This is a genomic window from Streptomyces sp. NPDC002306 (genome assembly GCF_053593435.1).
In genome coordinates, this window is the sequence record NZ_JBSFCK010000010.1 from 257079 (window position 1) to 274496 (window position 17418).

Genomic DNA, 17418 nt, shown 5'->3' on the forward strand with positions numbered 1-17418 from the left:
GGTGGGAAGGACGGCTGGTCAGCGAGACAGAGGAGAGACGGAAGGGGTCGACGTCGTGCCGGGGACGGGTGCGGCGAGCACCCCGGGGGCGGTGACCCCTGGGGCCGAGGACCAATCGGTGAGAGCGATCGGGGTGACCGCGGTGAGCGGACGTATCAGCGGGGACATCGCGGCGGCACCCGCCATCACCGGAGTGGTGAGCGTGTGCACGACGTCCTGGGCCGTCCCGGGCGACGGCACCCCGGGCAGCAGCGGGGCACCCGCGGCGGTCGGGGCGACCGGGGTCTCGCCGAGCACGCCCTGGCCGCCCTGGGCGGCCAGCGGTCCGAGCCCGCGCCGGCGCTGGTTCTCGGGAGTGGCCCCGGCGCTCGTGCCCGGCGTGCGCGCCGGGGTGACATTGCTGCCGGAGCCGGAACCGCGCGCCTCCGAGGCCGAGTCGCCCGGGGCTCCGGTGTTCACCCCGCCCAGCGCGACCGCGGCCAGCGACACCGCTCCGGCGGCGACGAACGCGAACCGCAGCCCGCGCGAGGCGGACCGTTCGGCGTCGGTCCGGCCGACGGGATGGATACGGAAGCCCCGGTCGGGGGAGGTGGGCGGCAGCACCGGACCGTGCTCGCCGGAGGAGACGAAGTCGAAGTCGAAGGAGTCGTCCCGCTTCACGCCGAAGACCCCGGCTCTGCCGCCGAAGCCCCCGGAGGCACGCGGGGAGAACCCCCCGAAGCCTCCCCCGCCGAGCGGCGAGCCACCGCCGTCCGGGTCACCTCCCCCGGGAAGCCCCTGGAGTCGGGCCAGGAAGCTCTCGGAGGGGGGCGGAGGAGCCACTTCCGCGAAGACGTTCTTCAGCCGGCGCTGAGCGTCGACCTCGGTCTTGCACTTCGGGCAGGTCGCCACATGCGCGAGCACCCGCTCACGGGCGTCATGACCGAGCTCACCGTCCACCAGGGCGGAGAGCCGGTCTCCCAGGTGCTGTTCGGCCAGGAGCCGTTCGGTCGGGGTGGGTCGGGATCCACTCACGCGGTCGCGCCCCCTCCTCCCAGAGCGGGCACCCGGGCCACGAAGGAACGGCGCTCGGCGCGCGCCTCCGGCGAGCGGTGCGCGAGGGCCTTGCGCAGCTGGGAGCGGCCACGGTGGATCCGGGAGCGGACCGTGCCGAGCTTGACGCCCAGGGTCGCGGCGATCTCCTCGTACGACAGTCCCTCGATGTCGCACAAAACCACCGCGGCGCGGAACTCGGGCGCGAGGGTGTCGAGGGCCTGCTGGACGTCCGCGTCGAAGTGCGCGTCGTTGAAGACCTGCTGCGGGGACGGCTCGCGGCTCGGCAGCCGCTCCGCCGCGTCCTCGCCGAGGGCGTCGAAGCGGATGCGCTGCTTGCGGCGGACCATGTCCAGGAAGAGATTGGTGGTGATGCGGTGCAGCCAGCCCTCGAACGTACCCGGCGAGTACGTCGACAGGGAACGGAAGACACGGACGAAGACCTCCTGGGTGAGGTCCTCGGCGTCGTGCTGGTTACCGGTGAGGCGATAGGCCAGCCGGTACACCCGGCCGCTGTGCATGCTGACGATCTCCTCCCAGGTGGGCGGAGTCCACGCCTGCCCGTCCGCGTCGGTGGAGAAAGTCGCGGTCTGGGTCGTGTCAGCGGCGTGACTGTGGTCAGCAGCGGTGTCGTTCACGGATCTCGGCTTGCCGGCCGATCCGAGGAAGCGCCTGAGCACTCCTCCCCGATCCACAGGCGCGGCCGCACCTCCCCTGTCAGCTCTGGTGGTGTCCAGTGGAGCCCCTACCATAGCCACCTCGCCCGTTAGCTCCGGATAAGCGGTTTTACGAGAATTTGATCTGGGCTGATACGGCTCATACGGCTGCGTCAGCACTTTCGCGTCGTCCGGTCCGCCGTCGTGATCCAACTGTGTCCCCCCGCCGTATCCGCCACCCCTATAAACGGCCGGTCCCATCAGCAGGTTCCCGACGGCAGCGGATACAGTCACGCCCAGGCAACCATGGGGACAGGAGACGGTCATCACCGGCAACCGGCAGACGAGCTGGGCGTTCGCCGACGCCTATGTCGCCGAGGACGAAGCACTGCGCTGGGCCCGCGACCGCGCCCGCGACGCGGGGCTGCGCTCGGTGTCGCCCGGCACGGGCGCCGCGCTGCGGTTGCTGGCCGCGTCGGTGGACGCGAAGGCGGTCGCCGAGATCGGTACCGGGACCGGCGTGTCCGGCATCAACCTGCTGCACGGGATGCGGCCGGACGGCGTGCTGACCACCGTCGATCCCGAGCCGGAGCACCAGCAGTTCGCCCGGCACGCCTTCCGCGCCTCGGGCTTCGCGAGCAACCGGGCCCGTTTCATCCCGGGCCGCGCGCTGGACGTGCTGCCCCGGCTGGCGGACGCCGGCTACGACCTCGTCTTCTGCGACGGCGACCGGCTGGAGTTCCTCGACTACCTCGCTGAATCGTTGCGCCTGCTGCGCCCCGGGGGCCTGGTGGTGTTCGAGGGCGTGTTCGCCAACGGCCGCACGGTCGACTCCGGTCCGCAGCCGACGGAGGTCATACGGATCCGGGAGCTGCTGCGCGCGGTGCGCGAGAGCCAGGAGCTGGTGCCGTCGCTGCTGCCGGTGGGCGACGGGCTGCTCTGCGCCGTCAAGCGCTGACGTTCGGGCGGCCCCGCCCGTGGCACGGGCGGGCGTACGCAGGTGGTACGCATGGGGCGCACCCACGCAAATCAGCCGCCCCGACACCACGTAGGATGCCGGGGCGGCTGAAAAGGCTATGGTCGCTTGCGCGCTAGCCGACGACCTTCTTGAGGGCGTCGCCCAACGCGTCGGCCTCGTCAGGGGTCAGCTCGACGACGAGTCGACCGCCGCCTTCGAGCGGAACGCGCATGACGATGCCCCGCCCCTCCTTGGTCACCTCGAGCGGGCCATCACCCGTTCGCGGCTTCATGGCCGCCATGCTCGTTCCCCTTCCTGAAACCAGCTCATCGTCAAAGCCGACGGCCCCTGGGAGAGGGCACGCGCGGTCCTAGCGTGGGACGCACGACACCGGCATCGAACACATTGCTTCCAGGCCATTATCCCGCATCTCAGGACCCGATGACCAACATCAGTCGGCATCGCTTGGGCAACGCGCGCGAGCAAAACCACTCAATTCGGCGATGTGACTGCGATACTGCTCCACCGCACGGACGTCCGTGGACCGGAAACCCGCCGGAATTCTTTGACGCAGGTCACACGGACGGTCCGGTACGCGGACGGTGATCTCCGCCATGCTGTCCTTCGGACAGCGGGCGTACCGACCAGTACGTCCCCACAGCGACCACCGGAGGGGTTCCGCCATGGCCGACACCGTGCTCTACGAGGTGAGCGACGGGCTCGCGACGATCACCCTGAACCGCCCCGAGGCGATGAACGCGCTGAACATCGCGGCCAAGGTCGCCCTTCGCGACGCGGTCGAGGCGGCGGCCGCGGACGACGCCGTACGGGCCGTGCTGCTGACCGCGGCCGGTGACCGGGCGTTCTGCGTGGGCCAGGACCTGAAGGAGCACATCGGGCTGCTGGCCGCCGACCGGGAGTCGGGGTCGGGCCGGACGATGAGCACGGTGAAGGAGCACTACAACCCGATCGTGCGGGCGCTGGCCGGGGCGCCCAAGCCGGTGGTCGCCGCGGTGAACGGGGTCGCGGCCGGGGCCGGTTTCGGATTCGCGCTGGCCGCGGACTACCGGATCGTGGCGGACACGGCCGCCTTCAACACCTCTTTCGCGGGCGTCGCCCTGACGGCGGACTCGGGCATCTCCTGGACGCTGCCGCGGGTCGTCGGCCCCGGCCGGGCCGCCGACCTGTTGCTCTTCCCGCGCAGCGTGAAGGCGCAGGAGGCGTACGAACTGGGGATCGCCAACCGTGTCGTACCGGCGGCCGAACTGCGGGGCGAGGCCGAGAAGGTGGCGCGCGCGCTGGCCCAGGGGCCGACCGTGGCCTACGCGGCGCTCAAGGAGGCCGTCGCGTACGGGCTGTCGCACTCGCTCGCCGAGACCCTGGAGAAGGAGGACGAACTCCAGGCGCGGGCCGGCGCCTCGGAGGACCACGCGATCGCGGTCCGCGCGTTCGTCGACAAGGAGAAGCCGAAGTACCTGGGCCGCTGAGCCCGGCCCGTCCGAGCAGGGACGCCCCGGCGGGAACCCGGACGGGGTGTCCGTGCCCGGACGGGTTCAGGCCCGGCGTGCGGCGCAGTCGGCCAGGTGGTCGTCGACCAGTCCGCACGCCTGCATCAGCGCGTACGCCGTCGTCGGCCCGACGAAGCGCAGCCCCCGCTTCTTCAGGGCCTTCGACAGGGCCGTCGACTCAGGGGTGACGGCCGGCACGTCGGAGATACGTTTCGGGGCCGGGCGCGTCGCGGGGTCGGGCGCGTGGGACCAGATCAGCTCGTCCAGTTCGCCCGGGGCCCAGTCGGCCAGCACGCGCGCGTTGGAGACGGTGGCGTCGATCTTGGCGCGATTGCGGATGATGCCGGTGTCGGCGAGGAGACGCTCGCGGTCCCCGTCGGTGAAGGCGGCGACCTCGGCGATCACGAAGCCGTCGAAGGCTGTCCGGAAACCCGGGCGGCGGCGCAGGATCGTGATCCAGGACAGGCCCGACTGGAAGGCCTCCAGGCTGAGCCGTTCGAACAGCGCGTCGTCACCGTGGACCGGGCGGCCCCACTCCTCGTCGTGATACGCCACGTAGTCCGGTGTGGACAGCGCCCAGGGGCAACGCGGGCGGCCGTCCGGGCCCGCGACCGCGTCGCTCACCGGTGGTCCCCCTCCGCGGGCTTGTCCATCGAGACGCGGGTCCCGGTCCTGGCGCCCGCGAGCGCGGACTCCAGGTCGGCGATACGGGCGTCACGCTCGGCGAGTTCGGCGCCGAGGCGGTTGAGCGCGTCGTCCACGTCGGCCATGCGGTAGCCGCGCGGGGCGAGCGGGAAACGCAGGCTGTCGATGTCGGCGCGGCTGACCGGGCGCTCCGGGGGCAGCGGGTCGTGCAGTCGCTCGGGCGCCGCCTCCGGCAGTGGTCCGGTGCCCTCGCCGCCGCCCACCACGGCGAGTGTCACCGCGGCGACCACGACGGCCAGCGCGACAACCAGGAACAAGAACATAACCATCGCTGGGTCCCCACGCTCGGTGTGCTCGGTGTCGAAAGTGTCAGGGTCCGATCGTGCCATGCGAGTCTGACAGTTAGGGTCGCAGGCGGCCGAAGACCAGCACGTACGAGGAGAGGTCACAGGGGATGCTCAGGCTGGGCAGGCGCGCGTTCGGCGCGCACGAGCCGGTGATCATGGCGATCGTGAACCGGACCCCGGACTCCTTCTACGACCAGGGAGCGACCTTCCGGGACGAACCCGCCCTCGCGCGCGTGGAGCGGGCGGTGGCGGAGGGGGCCGCGATCATCGACATCGGCGGGGTGAAGGCCGGGCCGGGCGAGGAGGTCACGGCCGAGGAGGAGGCGCGGCGGACCGTCGGCTTCGTCGCGGAGGTACGGCGGCGCTTCCCGGACGTCGTCATCAGCGTGGACACCTGGCGGGCCGAGGTCGGGGAGGCGGTCTGCGAGGCCGGGGCGGATCTGCTGAACGACGCGTGGGGCGGGGTGGACCCCGGATTGGCGGAGGTCGCCGCGCGCTACGGGGCGGGGCTGGTGTGCACGCACGCGGGAGGCGCCCAGCCGCGGACCCGGCCGCACCGGGTGACGTACGACGACGTCATGGCCGACATCCTGCGGGTGACGGTGGGGCTGGCCGAGCGGGCGGTGGCGCTGGGGGTGCCGCGCGAGTCCGTACTGATCGATCCCGGGCACGACTTCGGGAAGAACACCCGGCACAGTCTCGAGGCGACCCGGCGGCTCGGCGAGATGGTCGGGACGGGGTGGCCGGTGCTGGTGTCCCTGTCCAACAAGGACTTCGTCGGGGAGACGCTGGACAGGCCCGTGAAGGAACGGGTGCTGGGCACGCTGGCGACCACGGCCGTGTCGGCGTGGCTGGGGGCACAGGTGTACCGCGTGCACGAGGTGGCGGAGACGCGGGAGGTGCTGGACATGGTGGCGTCGATCGCGGGGTGGCGGGAGCCGGCGGTGGCGCGACGCGGGCTGGCCTGAAGCGGCCGGCGCACCCGGACGCGACCGGACACACCCTGGCGGATCAGGCCGGACGGGCGGGGCCGGGGCGAGGAGAACCGGGTGAGCCCGGACGGGCGGGGTCCGGGGGCCGCCGCCCCCGGACCCACCGGCTCAGCGCTGGCGTCCGGCTTCCTTGGAGACCAGGGCCACCGCCTCGTCCATGTCGTCCGTGACGTGGAACAGGGTGAGGTCCTTCTCCGCCGCCTTGCCCTGCGCGATCAGGGTGTGCCTGAGCCAGTCGACCAGGCCGCCCCAGTACGCGCTGCCGAACAGGACGATCGGGAAGCGGGTGACCTTCTGGGTCTGGACGAGGGTCAGGGCCTCGAAGAGCTCGTCCAGGGTGCCGAGACCGCCGGGCAGGACCACGAAGCCCTGCGCGTACTTCACGAACATCATCTTGCGGACGAAGAAGTAGCGGAAGTTCAGGCCGATGTCGACATAGGGGTTGAGCCCCTGCTCGAAGGGCAGCTCGATGCCGAGGCCGACCGAGACGCCGCCCGCCTCGCACGCGCCCTTGTTCGCCGCCTCCATGGCGCCGGGACCGCCGCCGGTGATGACGGCGAAGCCCGCTTCCACCAGCCCGCGGCCGAGCCGGACGCCCGCCTCGTACTCCGGTGACTCCCTGGGGGTGCGCGCCGAGCCGAACACGCTGATCGCGGCCGGGAGTTCGGCGAGCGTGCCGAAGCCCTCGATGAACTCCGACTGGATGCGCAGGACCCGCCAGGGGTCGGTGTGGACCCAGTCCGACGGGCCGCCCGCGTCCAGCAGCCGCTGGTCCGTCGTGCTCGACGTCACCTGGCCCCGCCGTCGCAGGACCGGTCCCAGCCGCTGTTCCTCCGGTGGCTGCTTCTTGCCCTCGGGGTTCCCGGTAGCCATGTGCGCTCCCTCCGCGATCGGGGCCTCCCCCGCTCCGGCTGAGCCGGGCGCGGGAGAAGGGTCTTTCCACCTCAGCGTAGATCTACGCGGGTTACGGACGGGGGACGTCGGCATGTCCCGCCGGAAGCCGTCGGCTCCTCAGCTCGTCAGCCAGTCGCGCAGCCGGACCTCGCCCGCCAGGATTTTCCCCGTATCGACCCTTTCATCACGCTTGTGCGCCAAGTGCGGATTTCCGGGTCCGTAGTTGACCGCGGGGATGCCGAGCGCCGAGAAACGGGAGACGTCCGTCCACCCGTACTTGGGCTGCGGGGTGCCGCCCACCGCCTCGATGAAGGCCACCGCGGCCGGGTGGGACAGGCCGGGCAGGGCGGCGCCGCTGTGGTCGTCGATCACGAACTCCGTGACCCCGCAGTCCGCGAAGACCTCGCGGACATGGGCGACGGCCTCCTCCTCGGTGCGGTCCGGCGCGTAGCGGAAATTGACCGTCACGACACACTCGTCGGGGATGACGTTGCCAGCCACTCCCCCCGAGACACCCACCGCGTTCAGACCCTCGCGGTACTCCAGGCCGTCGATCACCGGGTAGCGCGGCTCGTAGGCGGCGAGGCGGGCCAGGACGGGGGCCGCCGCGTGGATCGCGTTCGAGCCCATCCAGCTGCGCGCCGAGTGGGCGCGCTCGCCCGTCGTCTTCAGCAGGACGCGCAGGGTGCCCTGACAGCCGCCCTCCACCTGGCCGTCGGACGGCTCCAGCAGTACCGCGAAGTCGCCCTCCAGCCAGTCCGGGTGGGTCTCGGCGACGTGCTTGAGGCCGTTGAGGTCGGCGGCGACCTCCTCGTTGTCGTAGAAGACGAAGGTGAGGTCGCGGTTCGGGGACGGGACCGTGGCCGCGATGCGCAGCTGTACCGCCACGCCTGACTTCATGTCACAGGTGCCGCAGCCCCACAGCACGCCCTCGTCGTCGAGGCGCGAGGGGACGTTCCCGGCGATGGGCACCGTGTCGATGTGGCCCGCCAGGATCACGCGCTCCGAACGCCCCAGGAACGTACGGGCGATCACGTTGTTGCCGTAGCGCTCCACCGTCAGGTGGGGCAGGGCGCGCAGCGCGGTCTCGATCGCGTCCGCGAGGGGCTTCTCGGTGCCGCTCTCGGACGGGAAGTCGACCAGCCGCGCGGTGAGCTCGGCGGCGTCCAGCGTGAGGTCAAGCGGGGTGTCGGCCATGCCGTCGACCCTAGCGCGCCGAGCCGTTCACCCACTGTCCACACCCGGCGCGGCAACCCCGTCGGTCTCCGCTACCTTGTACCCGTGCCAGAGCCGTCACCCTCCCCCAAGCGCCGCGGCCGCCTCCTCCGTTTCGGAGGGGCCTGCGTGGTCCTGTGCGCGGTCGCCGGTTATCTCGTGGTGCAGTACGTCACGGGCGGCGCCGGCGATCCCGGCTGCCGAGTCGTCTCGGGAAAACGCGACGGCGCGGTCTACGAGTTCACGCCCGAACAGGCGGTCAACGCGGCGACCATCTCGGCGGTCGGCACCAACCGCGGGCTGCCCGAACGGGCCGTCACCATCGCGCTCGCGACCGCGCTCCAGGAGTCGGGGCTGCGCAACATCGAGCACGGCGACCGCGATTCGCTGGGCCTGTTCCAGCAGCGTCCGTCGCAGGGCTGGGGCACCGAGAAGCAGATCATGGACCCGGCGTACGCGGCGGGCGCCTTCTACGAGCACCTGGTCAAGGTGTCCGGATACACGGATCTCCCGCTCACCGTGGCCGCGCAGCGCGTGCAGCGCAGCGGCTACCCGGAGGCGTACGCCAAGCACGAGCCGGACGCGACGCTGCTCGCCGCCGCCCTCACGGGGCGCGCGGCGGCGACCCTGACCTGCGCGGGCCGCCCCGGTGCCACCATGGCCGCGGGGCCGGACGCGGTACGCACCGCGCTCGTGCGGGACTTCGGGCGGGACGCCCTGGAGGAGGCCGGCGCGGAGGTGGGCGAAAGCTCCCGCGGCACCGACGACAAGGCGCCCTCGACGCCCGTGCCCGTCGTGACCGCCGAGTCCAGCGGGCGGATCGTGACGGTGCCCGTGCCGGCCGTCAAGGGCGGCGGGAGCGGCTCCGCGGGGCACACCACCGAGGAGCGCGGCTGGCAGCTCGCGCACTGGGCGGTGGCGAACTCCTCGGCGCTGCGCATCGAACGTGTCTTCTACGCCGGGCAGGAGTGGACCGCCGGGAACACCGACAGCCGCTGGCGTACGGCCGCGGCCGGGGGTTCCGCCGGGCCGGAGCGGGCGGACGTGGACTCGGTGCGGATCATCACCGCGCAGTAGTACGAAACTTCACCCGCACGGGTCACATACCGTCACCGCGGGCGGACGGGCGCACGGGCCTGCGCGCCGCCGCTCCCCCGCGCGCCGAAGCCCTTGGGGCCACGGGGCCGTAAGGATTCGGCAGATTTTCGGAGCGGACGCTCTTTGCCCGATTTTATCCGTACCCGATAATGCGACGCGTTACCAATTCTTTACATTGGGCCGCCGCAACCTTCCTGGGCTTCGAGCGGTAGTCAGGGGGACCGAGCCCGGACGATCACCTCCGATCAACCACCGGGAGCGGTCGGACACTTCCATGTTCTCTCCCTCAAAGGAGCATCATGTCCCTCCCTCTGACCCGCCGGATCGCCCGTGTCGCGCTGCTCGTCGCGGCGGGAGCGGCTGCCGGGGTCGGTGCGGCCGGCTCCGCGAGTGCGGCCCCGGAGCTGCCGGCCGCCCCGAACCTCGGCGGCCTGACCGCGGTGGACGGCGCGAGCGTCGGCAGCTCCGTCGACGGCGCGACGCGAAGCGCCACCGGGCTCGCCGGTGAAGCGGGCGGCAAGGCCGTCGGTACGGCGGTGCCGGCCGCGGGCAAGACCGGCGGCAAGGCCGTACGGAAGGCGGCGCCCGCCGCGCAGAAGACCGCCGGTGAGGCGGCGGGGTCCGCGGGCGACATCCTCGGGGACACCGCGTCGACGGCGACCAAGGGCGGGCTGCCCACGGAGTCCCTCACCAAGGGCGGGCTGCCGACGCAGTCCCTGCCGGTGAAGGGGCTGCCGCTGGGCGGCTGAGCCCCCCGCCCCGCGACGGCGCGGGGCCGCGGCGACACGACAGCGGAGCCCCGGGGCGAATGTGCCCCGGGGCTCCGTGATGTCGACGCGTCGCTCGACGGCGCGTCAGGATCCGGCTCCGACTAGCGGCGCGTCAGGGCCTGGCGCAGCACGTCGTACACGTAGGTGTTGGCGTGCTTGCCGGTGAAGCGGTCGGACAGCGGACCCGCGGCGGTCACGGGCACGTCCACGCCGGTGTGGCCGGACGTGGTCCAGTCGATGTAGAAGCTCTTCTCGCTGCCACGGATACTGAACGGGCCGTCCTCGGCGGAGATGCCGGTGCCGGACTCGTCGGCGGCGTCCGAGTCCTCGACGGCCAGGCCGCCGGTCTCGTGGTCGCCGGTGATGACCAGCAGGGTGTCGGAGTGGGTGGCGACGTAGGCGCGGGCCACGGCCACGGCCTTCTCCAGCTCCTGCATGGACTGCAGGGTGCGGGTGCCGTTGTTGGAGTGCGCGAACTCGTCGGTGCCCTCCTCCTCGACCATGAGGAAGAAGCCCTTCTTGTTCTTGTCCAGCGTGCTCAGGGCCTTGCTGGTCATGGTGGACAGACCGACCACCGGGCTGTACACGTCACCCTGGCCCTCGGGGCGCTGCTGGAACATCTCCTCGTTGGCGAAGAGACCGAGGAGCTTGCCGCCCTTGGCGCGGTTGAGCTGGTCCGCGCTGGAGACGTAGGAGTAACCGGCCCTCTTGGCCTTGGCGATGAGGTCGCCCTTGGTGCCCTTGCTCGCCTCGGACGGGTCCTCGGCGGGCTTGTCCTGGAACGCGCCGGCGCTGCCCGCGGGCAGCCACCAGTCCTCGCCACCGCCGAGGATGACGTCGGGCTTGCTGACCTCGAGGTACTGGCGGGCGATCTCGTCCTGCGCCGAACGGTTGGCGGTGTTCGCGAAGAACGCCGCCGGCGAGGCGTCGGTGACCTGAGCGGTGGTGACCAGGCCGGTGGACTTGCCGGCCGCCTTGGCCTGCTGGCCGAGGGTGGCCAGCGGGTTGCCGTCCACGTCGACGCTGATCGCGCCGTTGTAGGTCTTCTCGCCCGTGGCCCACGCGGTCGCCGCGGCGGCCGAGTCGGTGACGACGGCCTTGGGGTCGTCCGGCTCGGTGGTCAGCTGGCCCGAGGTGGGGAGCTTGTCCATCGCGAGCTGGCCACCCAGGCCGGAGAAGTGCAGACGGGCGGCCTGGCGCATGGACGCGCCCATGCCGTCACCGTTGATGAAGATGACGTTCTTGGCGGTCGGGGCCTTGCCCTTGGCGGCGGCCTGAGGAGCCGCGGCCGACGCGCCCAGCGTCGGGTTGACCACCATGGTCACCACCGCGGCGGCGACAGCGGCGACTGCGGGAGCGGCGAACCGCCGAGCCCTACGAACTTCCAGGGACACAACGTCCTCCGTTGTTGTTCTTGCCCACTATTTGACCGTGAACATAAGCTCCTTTGGGGGGAGGATGACCAAGAACAGATGACCAGTACGCGACGAGATCTCCAGTGGCAGGTAAAGCCGCAGGCCCCGGACTTGTCCGGACAGGTCATCGCCATCTCGTCCCGCGGGCGGGGCCCTGACCGCTGTTTGACCGGAAAGTTGCCCACACTCCGCACCACCTGGTGTGCACGGCGTCGCGGTGAGACGCGGCCCTAGCGGGCCAGGCGTTCCGCTGCCGCGCGGACCCGCTCGTCCGTCGCCGTGAGGGCCACGCGCACGAACTTCTCGCCCGCCGTGCCGTAGAAGTCGCCCGGCGCGACCAGGATGCCGCGCTCCGCGAGGTGGGCCACCGTGGCCCAGCAGGACTCGTCCCTGGTGGCCCAGAGGTAGAGGCTGGCCTCGCTGTGCTCGATGCGGAAGCCGTGCTCCAGGAGCGCCTCGCGCAGCACCGCGCGGCGGGCCGCGTAGCGTTCGCGCTGCTCGCGGACGTGGATGTCGTCGCCGAGGGCCGCCACCACCGCCGCCTGCGTCGGCGCGGACGTCATCATGCCGCCGTGCTTGCGGATCTCCAGCAGCGGGCCGAGGACCGCCGGGTCGCCCGCCAGGAAGGCCGCGCGGTAGCCGGCGAGGTTGGAGCGCTTGGAGAGCGAGTGGACCGCGACGATGCCCTCGTACGAGCCGCCGTTCACGTCCGGGTGCAGGACCGAGACCGGGTCGGCCTCCCAGCCCAGTTCGACGTAGCACTCGTCGGAGAAGACCAGGACGCCGTGCTCACGGGCCCAGGCGACGATCGACGTCAGTTCCGCCTTGCCCAGGACCCGGCCGGTCGGGTTGGACGGCGAGTTGAGCCAGAGCAGCTTCAGGCCCGCCGGGTCCAGGTCGCGCGGGTCGTCGTAGACCTCGTACCGCGCGCGGGCCAGCCGGGCGCCGACCTCGTAGGTCGGGTAGGCGAGGCGCGGGTGGGCCACCCTGTCGCCGGGGCCGAGGCCCAGCTGGGTGGGGAGCCAGGCGACCAGTTCCTTGGAGCCGACGATCGGCAGGACGTGCCGGTGGGTGAGCTCGCGGGCGCCCAGGCGGCGCTCCAGCCAGCCCGTGATCGCGTCGCGCAGCTCGGGGGTGCCCCAGACCGTCGGATAGCCCGGGGAGTCCGCAGCGGCGATCAGGGCCTTCTGGATCAGCTCGGGCACCGGGTCGACCGGGGTGCCGACGGACAGGTCGACGATGCCGCCCGGGTGCGCGGCGGCCGTCTTCTTGAACGGCTCCAGCTTGTCCCAGGGGAAGGTGGGCAGACGGTCGGAGACTGCGGACACGGGGATCTTGCTCACTTTCTGGAAGGCCTGGGCCGTTCGTGGCGCAAACGCCTCGGCCCCGCACGACATGATCCGCGGGGATCAGGCCGTACGGGACCGAGGCGACGCGTCGGTGCGTGCCGCTGGTGCGGACTCAGCCGGCCTGCGGGGGCAGCGCGGCGACGAAGGGGTGGTCGCGCTCGATCAGCCCCAGCTTGCTGGCGCCGCCGGGAGAGCCGAGCTCGTCGAAGAACTCGACGTTCGCCTTGTAGTAGTCCTTCCACTCCTCCGGAGTGTCGTCCTCGTAGAAGATCGCCTCGACCGGGCAGACCGGTTCACAGGCACCACAGTCGACGCATTCGTCCGGGTGGATGTACAAGGACCGCTGGCCCTCGTAGATGCAGTCGACCGGGCACTCCTCGATGCACGCCTTGTCCTTCACGTCGACACAAGGCTGCGCGATGACGTAGGTCACGCTGTCGTTCCTCCTCGATAGGGCGCTGGCGGGCCTCCCACAGGCTCCGCCGCCTGGCGCGCGGGAGCGCGGCGTCGTCGATGCCCGCCCCTAGTATCTCCGTTCTTGGGCATGATCCGAACAGGAGGGGTGAACGGACCAGTGGAATTCTCGGCCGCAGGACGCCTCGAGGTCCGTATCACCGCTGCTGACGTGGGCAAACGCGTCTCCGTACGGCGGTTGGGCGACCCCGGGGACACCGGAGCGAAATTCACCGACACGGTGGGTGTTCTCACATCATGGGACAACGCGGTGCTGGTGATCACACGGAAGGACGGCGAGAGCGTCCGGATCACGGAGTCCTCCCTGGTCGCGGGCAAGGTGGTGCCTGCCGCGCCGGCCCGCCGCCGGGGTCCGTCCGCGTCCTACGAGGAGCTCGCCCGGGTCTCCGGGCGGGCCTGGCGGCCGGTGGAGAGCACACGTCTGGGCGAGTGGGAACTGCGGGCCGCCGCCGGGTTCACCCGACGGGCCAACTCGGTGCTGCCGCTCGGCGAGCCGGGCCTCCCGCTCGACGAGGCACTCACCGAGGTACGACGCTGGTACGGAGAGCGTGGCCTGCCCGCGTACGTCCAGACCGCGACCGGCGCCGCGGGCACCCAGGAGGCGCTGTGCGCGGAGCTGGAGCGGCGCGGGTGGGTGCGCGAGGTGAGCGCCGAGCTGTGGATCGGGGCGCTCGCGCCGGTCGCCGATCCGGGTGAGCCGTCCGGGGTCGTGCTCTCCCGGTCGGCCGGCACGGCGTGGCTGGCGCGCTATCAGCGCAAGGGAGTGAGCGACGTGGCCCTGAAGGTGCTGGGCGGTGGGCCGTCGGTGTGGTTCGCGACGGTGGCGGGCGAGCGTGCGGGTGACCCGCCCGCCGCGATCGGGCGGTGTGTCGTGGACGGGCGGTGGGCCGGGTTCGCCGCCGTCGAGGTCGACCCGGCGCTGCGGCGGCGCGGACTGGCCACCGCCGTGATGGCCGCGCTGGCCCGCCAGGCCCTCGACGAGGGCGCCTCCGCCGCCTGGCTCCAGGTGGAGGCGGACAACACGGCCGCGCGCGCCCTGTACGCCCGGCTGGGCTTCGCCCCCCATCACGCCTACCACCACTACCGCGCCTCGGCCGAGCACGGGGAACCGGCCGCGCACGGGAACGCGACCGGGCACGGGGAATCGGCCGGGCACGGGAACGCGACCGGGCACGGGGAACCGGCCGGGCACGGGAAGCCGACCGGGCACCACGGACCGGCCGGCCCCGCCGCCGGCCGGTACGGATCACCGTGAGGGGGCACGAGCCTGCTATGCGTACGCCCTTCCCCCCGCCCCCCGAGCGCTCCGCCGAGCTGCGGCGGCGGTTCGCCGAGGAGGCCCGCTGCGAGCGGCCCGACCTGTCGGCACTGTGTCTGCTGGTGGGCGCGGCGGCCGACGGGGACCTGGACGAGACCGGCATGGACGCGGCACAGATGGAACTGGACCGGCTGGCCGGGGAGCTGCCGTTCCGCCCCGCCGGCCCGGCGGCCTGGGCCCGGGCGCTGTGCGCGGTGCTCGGGGAGCGCCGGGGGTTCCACGGGACCCCGGCCGACTACCAGTGGCTGCGGTCGTCGCTGCTGCACGAGGTGCTGCGCAGGCGGCGCGGACTGCCGATCCTGCTCTCCGTGGTGTGGATGGAGGTCGCGCGGCGGGCGGGCGCGCCGGTGTACGGGGTGGCCCTGCCGGGTCACTTCGTCGTCGGGTTCGGACCGCCGGAGGAGCAGGTGCTGGCCGATCCGTTCGACGGGGGCCGGGTGCTGAGCGGGTCCGACGCCGAGATGCTCGTCGTGGGGGCCACGGGGACGCGGATGACTCCGTCGATGCTGGCACCGGCGGATCCGCTGGAGGTGGTGCTGAGGATCCTGAACAACGTCCGGGCGTGGGCCTCGGCCCGGCCGGAGCGGTCGGACGTGGCGTTGTGGGCGGTGGAGCTGTCGCTGCTGCTGCCTTCGCACCCGGCCCGGCTGCGGTACGAGCGGGCGCACATCTTGGTGCAGCGGGGCGACTTCGTGGGCGGGGCCGCCGAGTTGGAGGCATACGCGGAGGTGGTGGACGCGGTGGACTCGCCCGCGGCGGAGCGGGTGCGGGGGCAGGCGCTCGCGGCTCGCGCCAGGCTCAACTGACCAGGCTCAGCTGATCTTTGCGCGCGGCACCATGGAGCGACCGTGGTCGAGCGGGCGCGGCTCGGGGTGGTCCGGACGCGACTCGGGGTGGTCCGGGCGCGCGGTTCCCCGCGTCCCTGGGGGCCGGCCGGGATCAGCTCGGCGTCACAGCCAGCCCTTCTCCCTGGCGATGCCGACGGCCTCCGTCCTGTTGCGGGCGGCCAGTTTCTGGATCGCCGTCGAGAGGTAGTTGCGGACCGTGCCCTGGGAGAGGTGCAGGGCTCGGGCCAGTTCCGCGTTGGTGGCGCCGTCGGCCGCGGCGCGCAGGATCTCGCGTTCGCGGTCGGTGAGGGGGTTGGCGCCCCCGGCCAGCGCGGCGGCCGCGAGGGTGGGGTCGATGACCCGTTCGCCTGCCAGCACCTTGCGTACGGCCGCGGCGAGTTGGGCGGCCGGAGCGTCCTTGACCAGGAAGGCGTCGGCGCCGGACTCCATGGCGCTGCGCAGGTAGCCGGGGCGGCCGAAGGTGGTCAGGACGACCAGCTTCACCCGAGGCAGCTCCCGGTGCAGCAGGGCCGCCGCCTCGATGCCCGTCGCGCCCGGCATCTCGATGTCGAGGAGGGCCACGTCCACGTCGTGGGCACGGGCGGCCGCCAGGACCTCGTCCCCGCGGGCCACCTGGGCGACCACCTCGATGTCGTCCTCCAGGCCGAGCAGTGCGGCCAGGGCCTCGCGGACCATCGACTGGTCCTCGGCCAGCAGGACCTTGATCGTGTGGCTCATGCCCCGGATCCTATGTCCCGCGAGGAGTCGGCCGGGACGCGGGCGACCAGTCGGAAACCGTGCTTGAGGGCGTCCGTCTCCAGGGTGCCGCCGGCCTTCTCCAGGCGCTCGGCCAAACCCGTCAGACCGTTGCCGGGACCGGTGCCCGTGCCCCCGGAGCCGTCGTCCTCGACGCAGAGTTCGAGGAAGGGGCCGTCGAGGGTCTGGCGGCGGCACAGCTCCACCGTGCAGTGCCGCGCGCCGCTGTGCCGTACGACGTTGGTGACCGCCTCGCGCAACGCCCAGGCGAGGGCCGACTCGCTCTCCTCGGGGACGCCGGCGAGGTCGGCCTCCGCCGGCAGCTCCGCTGTGACGCCGGCCGCGCTCAGCGCGACCTGGACACCGGCGAGTTCGTCGGCGAGGCGGGCACGGCGGTAGCCGGTGACGGCCTCGCGCACGTCGACCAGGGCCTGGCGGCTGACCTGTTCGATGTCGGCGACCTGCTGGGCGGCCTTGTCGGGGTGGTCGGGGAGCATCCGGCCGGCCAGCTCGCTCTTCAGCGTGATCAGGGAGAGCGAGTGGCCCAGCAGGTCGTGCAGGTCGCGGGCGAGGCGCAGGCGCTCCTCGTTGGCGGCGAGCTGGGCGACGGTGGCGCGGGCCTTGCGCAACTCGATGGTCGTCCGGATGAGTTGGCCGATCCCGGTCATCGCGAACCCGATGAGCAGCACCAGCGGAACGAGGTCCAGCGCGTCCGGCTCGCCGACGCTCAGCCCGACGAGCACCATCGCGACGGCGGCCAGCGGGATCGTGCGGTACGCCAGGCGCAGCGGCAGGGCCGCCCCGCAGGCGACGGAGACGTACACGAAGAGCCCGAGCCACTCCTTGCCGAGGGTGAGGCACAGGGCGACGGCGAGGGCCCCGAGTCCCAGGATCAGGACGCCGACCGTACGGCCCGAGTACGCCTTGCCGCCCATGTTCCGGAACACCAGCGACAGGTACACCGTGACGAAGACGGTCAGGCCCAGCCAGCCGGCGACCGTGCCGCCGACGCTGTGGCCGCCGCTGAACAGGTCCTGGACCGGCGAGCTGAGGAAGACCAGCCAGACCACGATCCACAACGTCTTGATCAGGACCTCGCGCGCGTTGCGGGGCGGCAGGCCCATGCGCATCCGTCGTGCGGTGCCGGCCTCGCCGTCGTCGTCG

General features: G+C 72.3%; 18 protein-coding genes and 1 pseudogene. 7 read left to right on the forward strand and 12 right to left on the reverse strand.

The window, feature by feature from the left end; genetic code table 11:
* Nucleotides 1–18: 18 nt before the first annotated feature.
* Together ACWCQK_RS22020 and sigE are read right to left on the reverse strand one after the other, a co-directional pair.
* Nucleotides 19–1014 carry an anti-sigma factor family protein gene (locus ACWCQK_RS22020; RefSeq protein ID WP_451157296.1) on the reverse strand — a complete coding sequence of 332 codons (996 nt, stop codon included), beginning with the start codon at nt 1012–1014 and terminating at the stop codon, nt 19–21.
* Nucleotides 1011–1712 carry an RNA polymerase sigma factor SigE gene (gene sigE / locus ACWCQK_RS22025; protein ID WP_451157372.1) on the reverse strand — a complete coding sequence of 234 codons (702 nt, stop codon included), beginning with the start codon at nt 1710–1712 and terminating at the stop codon, nt 1011–1013. The genes ACWCQK_RS22020 and sigE overlap by 4 nt, the downstream gene beginning before the upstream one ends.
* Before the next feature lie 235 nt (nt 1713–1947).
* Between sigE and ACWCQK_RS22030 the strand changes: the two genes are divergently transcribed.
* Nucleotides 1948–2646: an O-methyltransferase gene (locus tag ACWCQK_RS22030; protein WP_385787821.1), complete on the forward strand. Its 699-nt coding sequence runs from the start codon at nt 1948–1950 to the stop codon at nt 2644–2646.
* Nucleotides 2647–2779: 133 nt separating this feature from the next.
* Here the strand turns inward: ACWCQK_RS22030 and ACWCQK_RS22035 are convergent, their stop codons facing one another.
* Nucleotides 2780–2947, reverse strand: a complete 168-nt coding sequence (locus tag ACWCQK_RS22035; protein WP_003966491.1) for a DUF3117 domain-containing protein — start codon at nt 2945–2947, stop codon at nt 2780–2782.
* A 382-nt stretch (nt 2948–3329) separates the two neighbouring features.
* Between ACWCQK_RS22035 and chcB the strand changes: the two genes are divergently transcribed.
* Nucleotides 3330–4133, forward strand: coding sequence for a 2-cyclohexenylcarbonyl CoA isomerase (chcB, locus tag ACWCQK_RS22040; RefSeq protein WP_451157298.1), 804 nt, complete (start codon nt 3330–3332; stop codon nt 4131–4133).
* Nucleotides 4134–4199: 66 nt separating this feature from the next.
* Here chcB and ACWCQK_RS22045 read toward each other — a convergent pair whose 3' ends face one another.
* Both ACWCQK_RS22045 and ACWCQK_RS22050 read right to left on the reverse strand, forming a co-directional pair.
* Complete coding sequence (locus ACWCQK_RS22045) at nt 4200–4778, reverse strand: DNA-3-methyladenine glycosylase I (protein ID WP_451157300.1); 579 nt, start codon at nt 4776–4778, stop codon at nt 4200–4202.
* Nucleotides 4775–5122, reverse strand: coding sequence for a DivIVA domain-containing protein (locus ACWCQK_RS22050; protein WP_451157374.1), 348 nt, complete (start codon nt 5120–5122; stop codon nt 4775–4777). The genes ACWCQK_RS22045 and ACWCQK_RS22050 overlap by 4 nt, the downstream gene beginning before the upstream one ends.
* 131 nt (nt 5123–5253) lie before the next feature.
* On the opposite strand from ACWCQK_RS22050, the gene folP reads away from it, so the two are divergent.
* Complete coding sequence (gene folP / locus ACWCQK_RS22055; RefSeq protein WP_451157302.1) at nt 5254–6114, forward strand: dihydropteroate synthase; 861 nt, start codon at nt 5254–5256, stop codon at nt 6112–6114.
* Between the two features lie 132 nt (nt 6115–6246).
* On the opposite strand, the gene ACWCQK_RS22060 is transcribed toward folP, so the two are convergent.
* Together ACWCQK_RS22060 and dapE are read right to left on the reverse strand one after the other, a co-directional pair.
* On the reverse strand, nt 6247–7011 hold the full coding sequence (locus tag ACWCQK_RS22060) for an LOG family protein (RefSeq protein ID WP_385787744.1): 765 nt from the start codon (nt 7009–7011) through the stop codon (nt 6247–6249).
* A 138-nt stretch (nt 7012–7149) separates the two neighbouring features.
* On the reverse strand, nt 7150–8229 hold the full coding sequence (dapE, locus tag ACWCQK_RS22065; protein WP_451157304.1) for a succinyl-diaminopimelate desuccinylase: 1080 nt from the start codon (nt 8227–8229) through the stop codon (nt 7150–7152).
* 84 nt (nt 8230–8313) lie between these two features.
* Between dapE and ACWCQK_RS22070 the strand changes: the two genes are divergently transcribed.
* Together ACWCQK_RS22070 and ACWCQK_RS22075 are read left to right on the forward strand one after the other, a co-directional pair.
* Nucleotides 8314–9324 (forward strand): heavy metal transporter, encoded by a 1011-nt coding sequence (locus tag ACWCQK_RS22070; protein ID WP_451157306.1) that lies wholly within the window; start codon nt 8314–8316, stop codon nt 9322–9324.
* 320 nt (nt 9325–9644) lie between these two features.
* Complete coding sequence (locus ACWCQK_RS22075) at nt 9645–10094, forward strand: ATP-binding protein (protein ID WP_451157308.1); 450 nt, start codon at nt 9645–9647, stop codon at nt 10092–10094.
* 122 nt (nt 10095–10216) lie between these two features.
* Here ACWCQK_RS22075 and ACWCQK_RS22080 read toward each other — a convergent pair whose 3' ends face one another.
* From ACWCQK_RS22080 to fdxA, 3 genes are all read right to left on the reverse strand, one after another.
* Nucleotides 10217–11509: an alkaline phosphatase gene (locus ACWCQK_RS22080; protein WP_451157310.1), complete on the reverse strand. Its 1293-nt coding sequence runs from the start codon at nt 11507–11509 to the stop codon at nt 10217–10219.
* 251 nt (nt 11510–11760) lie between these two features.
* Nucleotides 11761–12858: a bifunctional succinyldiaminopimelate transaminase/glutamate-prephenate aminotransferase gene (locus ACWCQK_RS22085; protein WP_451157312.1), complete on the reverse strand. Its 1098-nt coding sequence runs from the start codon at nt 12856–12858 to the stop codon at nt 11761–11763.
* A 133-nt stretch (nt 12859–12991) separates the two neighbouring features.
* Nucleotides 12992–13312 (reverse strand): ferredoxin, encoded by a 321-nt coding sequence (gene fdxA, locus ACWCQK_RS22090; RefSeq protein ID WP_086766880.1) that lies wholly within the window; start codon nt 13310–13312, stop codon nt 12992–12994.
* Between the two features lie 141 nt (nt 13313–13453).
* Between fdxA and ACWCQK_RS22095 the strand changes: the two are divergent.
* Both ACWCQK_RS22095 and ACWCQK_RS22100 read left to right on the forward strand, forming a co-directional pair.
* A pseudogene (locus tag ACWCQK_RS22095) lies at nt 13454–14449 on the forward strand (GNAT family N-acetyltransferase); the annotation flags it as partial.
* Between the two features lie 176 nt (nt 14450–14625).
* On the forward strand, nt 14626–15477 hold the full coding sequence (locus ACWCQK_RS22100; RefSeq protein ID WP_451157315.1) for a SirB1 family protein: 852 nt from the start codon (nt 14626–14628) through the stop codon (nt 15475–15477).
* 144 nt (nt 15478–15621) lie between these two features.
* Here the strand turns inward: ACWCQK_RS22100 and ACWCQK_RS22105 are convergent, their stop codons facing one another.
* Entirely contained in the window at nt 15622–16236 is a 615-nt protein-coding gene (locus tag ACWCQK_RS22105) for a response regulator (protein WP_451157317.1), read from the reverse strand.
* The gene (locus ACWCQK_RS22110; protein WP_451157376.1) at nt 16233–17384 is read right to left on the reverse strand and encodes a sensor histidine kinase; all 1152 of its coding nucleotides are present in this window, start codon (nt 17382–17384) and stop codon (nt 16233–16235) included. Before ACWCQK_RS22110 ends, ACWCQK_RS22105 begins: the two co-directional genes overlap by 4 nt.
* Between the last annotated feature and the right edge of the window lie 34 nt (nt 17385–17418).

Excerpts from the sequence above, each read along its gene's own strand:
- ACWCQK_RS22035 (WP_003966491.1), bottom strand. The coding sequence starts at position 2,947 with ATGGCGGCCATGAAGCCGCGAACGGGTGATGGCCCGCTCGAGGTGACC.
- ACWCQK_RS22110 (WP_451157376.1), bottom strand. The coding sequence starts at position 17,384 with ATGCGCATGGGCCTGCCGCCCCGCAACGCGCGCGAGGTCCTGATCAAG.
- folP (WP_451157302.1), top strand. The coding sequence starts at position 5,254 with ATGCTCAGGCTGGGCAGGCGCGCGTTCGGCGCGCACGAGCCGGTGATC.
- ACWCQK_RS22060 (WP_385787744.1), bottom strand. The coding sequence starts at position 7,011 with ATGGCTACCGGGAACCCCGAGGGCAAGAAGCAGCCACCGGAGGAACAG.
- ACWCQK_RS22100 (WP_451157315.1), top strand. The coding sequence starts at position 14,626 with ATGCGTACGCCCTTCCCCCCGCCCCCCGAGCGCTCCGCCGAGCTGCGG.
- ACWCQK_RS22075 (WP_451157308.1), top strand. The coding sequence starts at position 9,645 with ATGTCCCTCCCTCTGACCCGCCGGATCGCCCGTGTCGCGCTGCTCGTC.
- ACWCQK_RS22050 (WP_451157374.1), bottom strand. The coding sequence starts at position 5,122 with ATGTTCTTGTTCCTGGTTGTCGCGCTGGCCGTCGTGGTCGCCGCGGTG.
- dapE (WP_451157304.1), bottom strand. The coding sequence starts at position 8,229 with ATGGCCGACACCCCGCTTGACCTCACGCTGGACGCCGCCGAGCTCACC.
- ACWCQK_RS22105 (WP_451157317.1), bottom strand. The coding sequence starts at position 16,236 with ATGAGCCACACGATCAAGGTCCTGCTGGCCGAGGACCAGTCGATGGTC.
- chcB (WP_451157298.1), top strand. The coding sequence starts at position 3,330 with ATGGCCGACACCGTGCTCTACGAGGTGAGCGACGGGCTCGCGACGATC.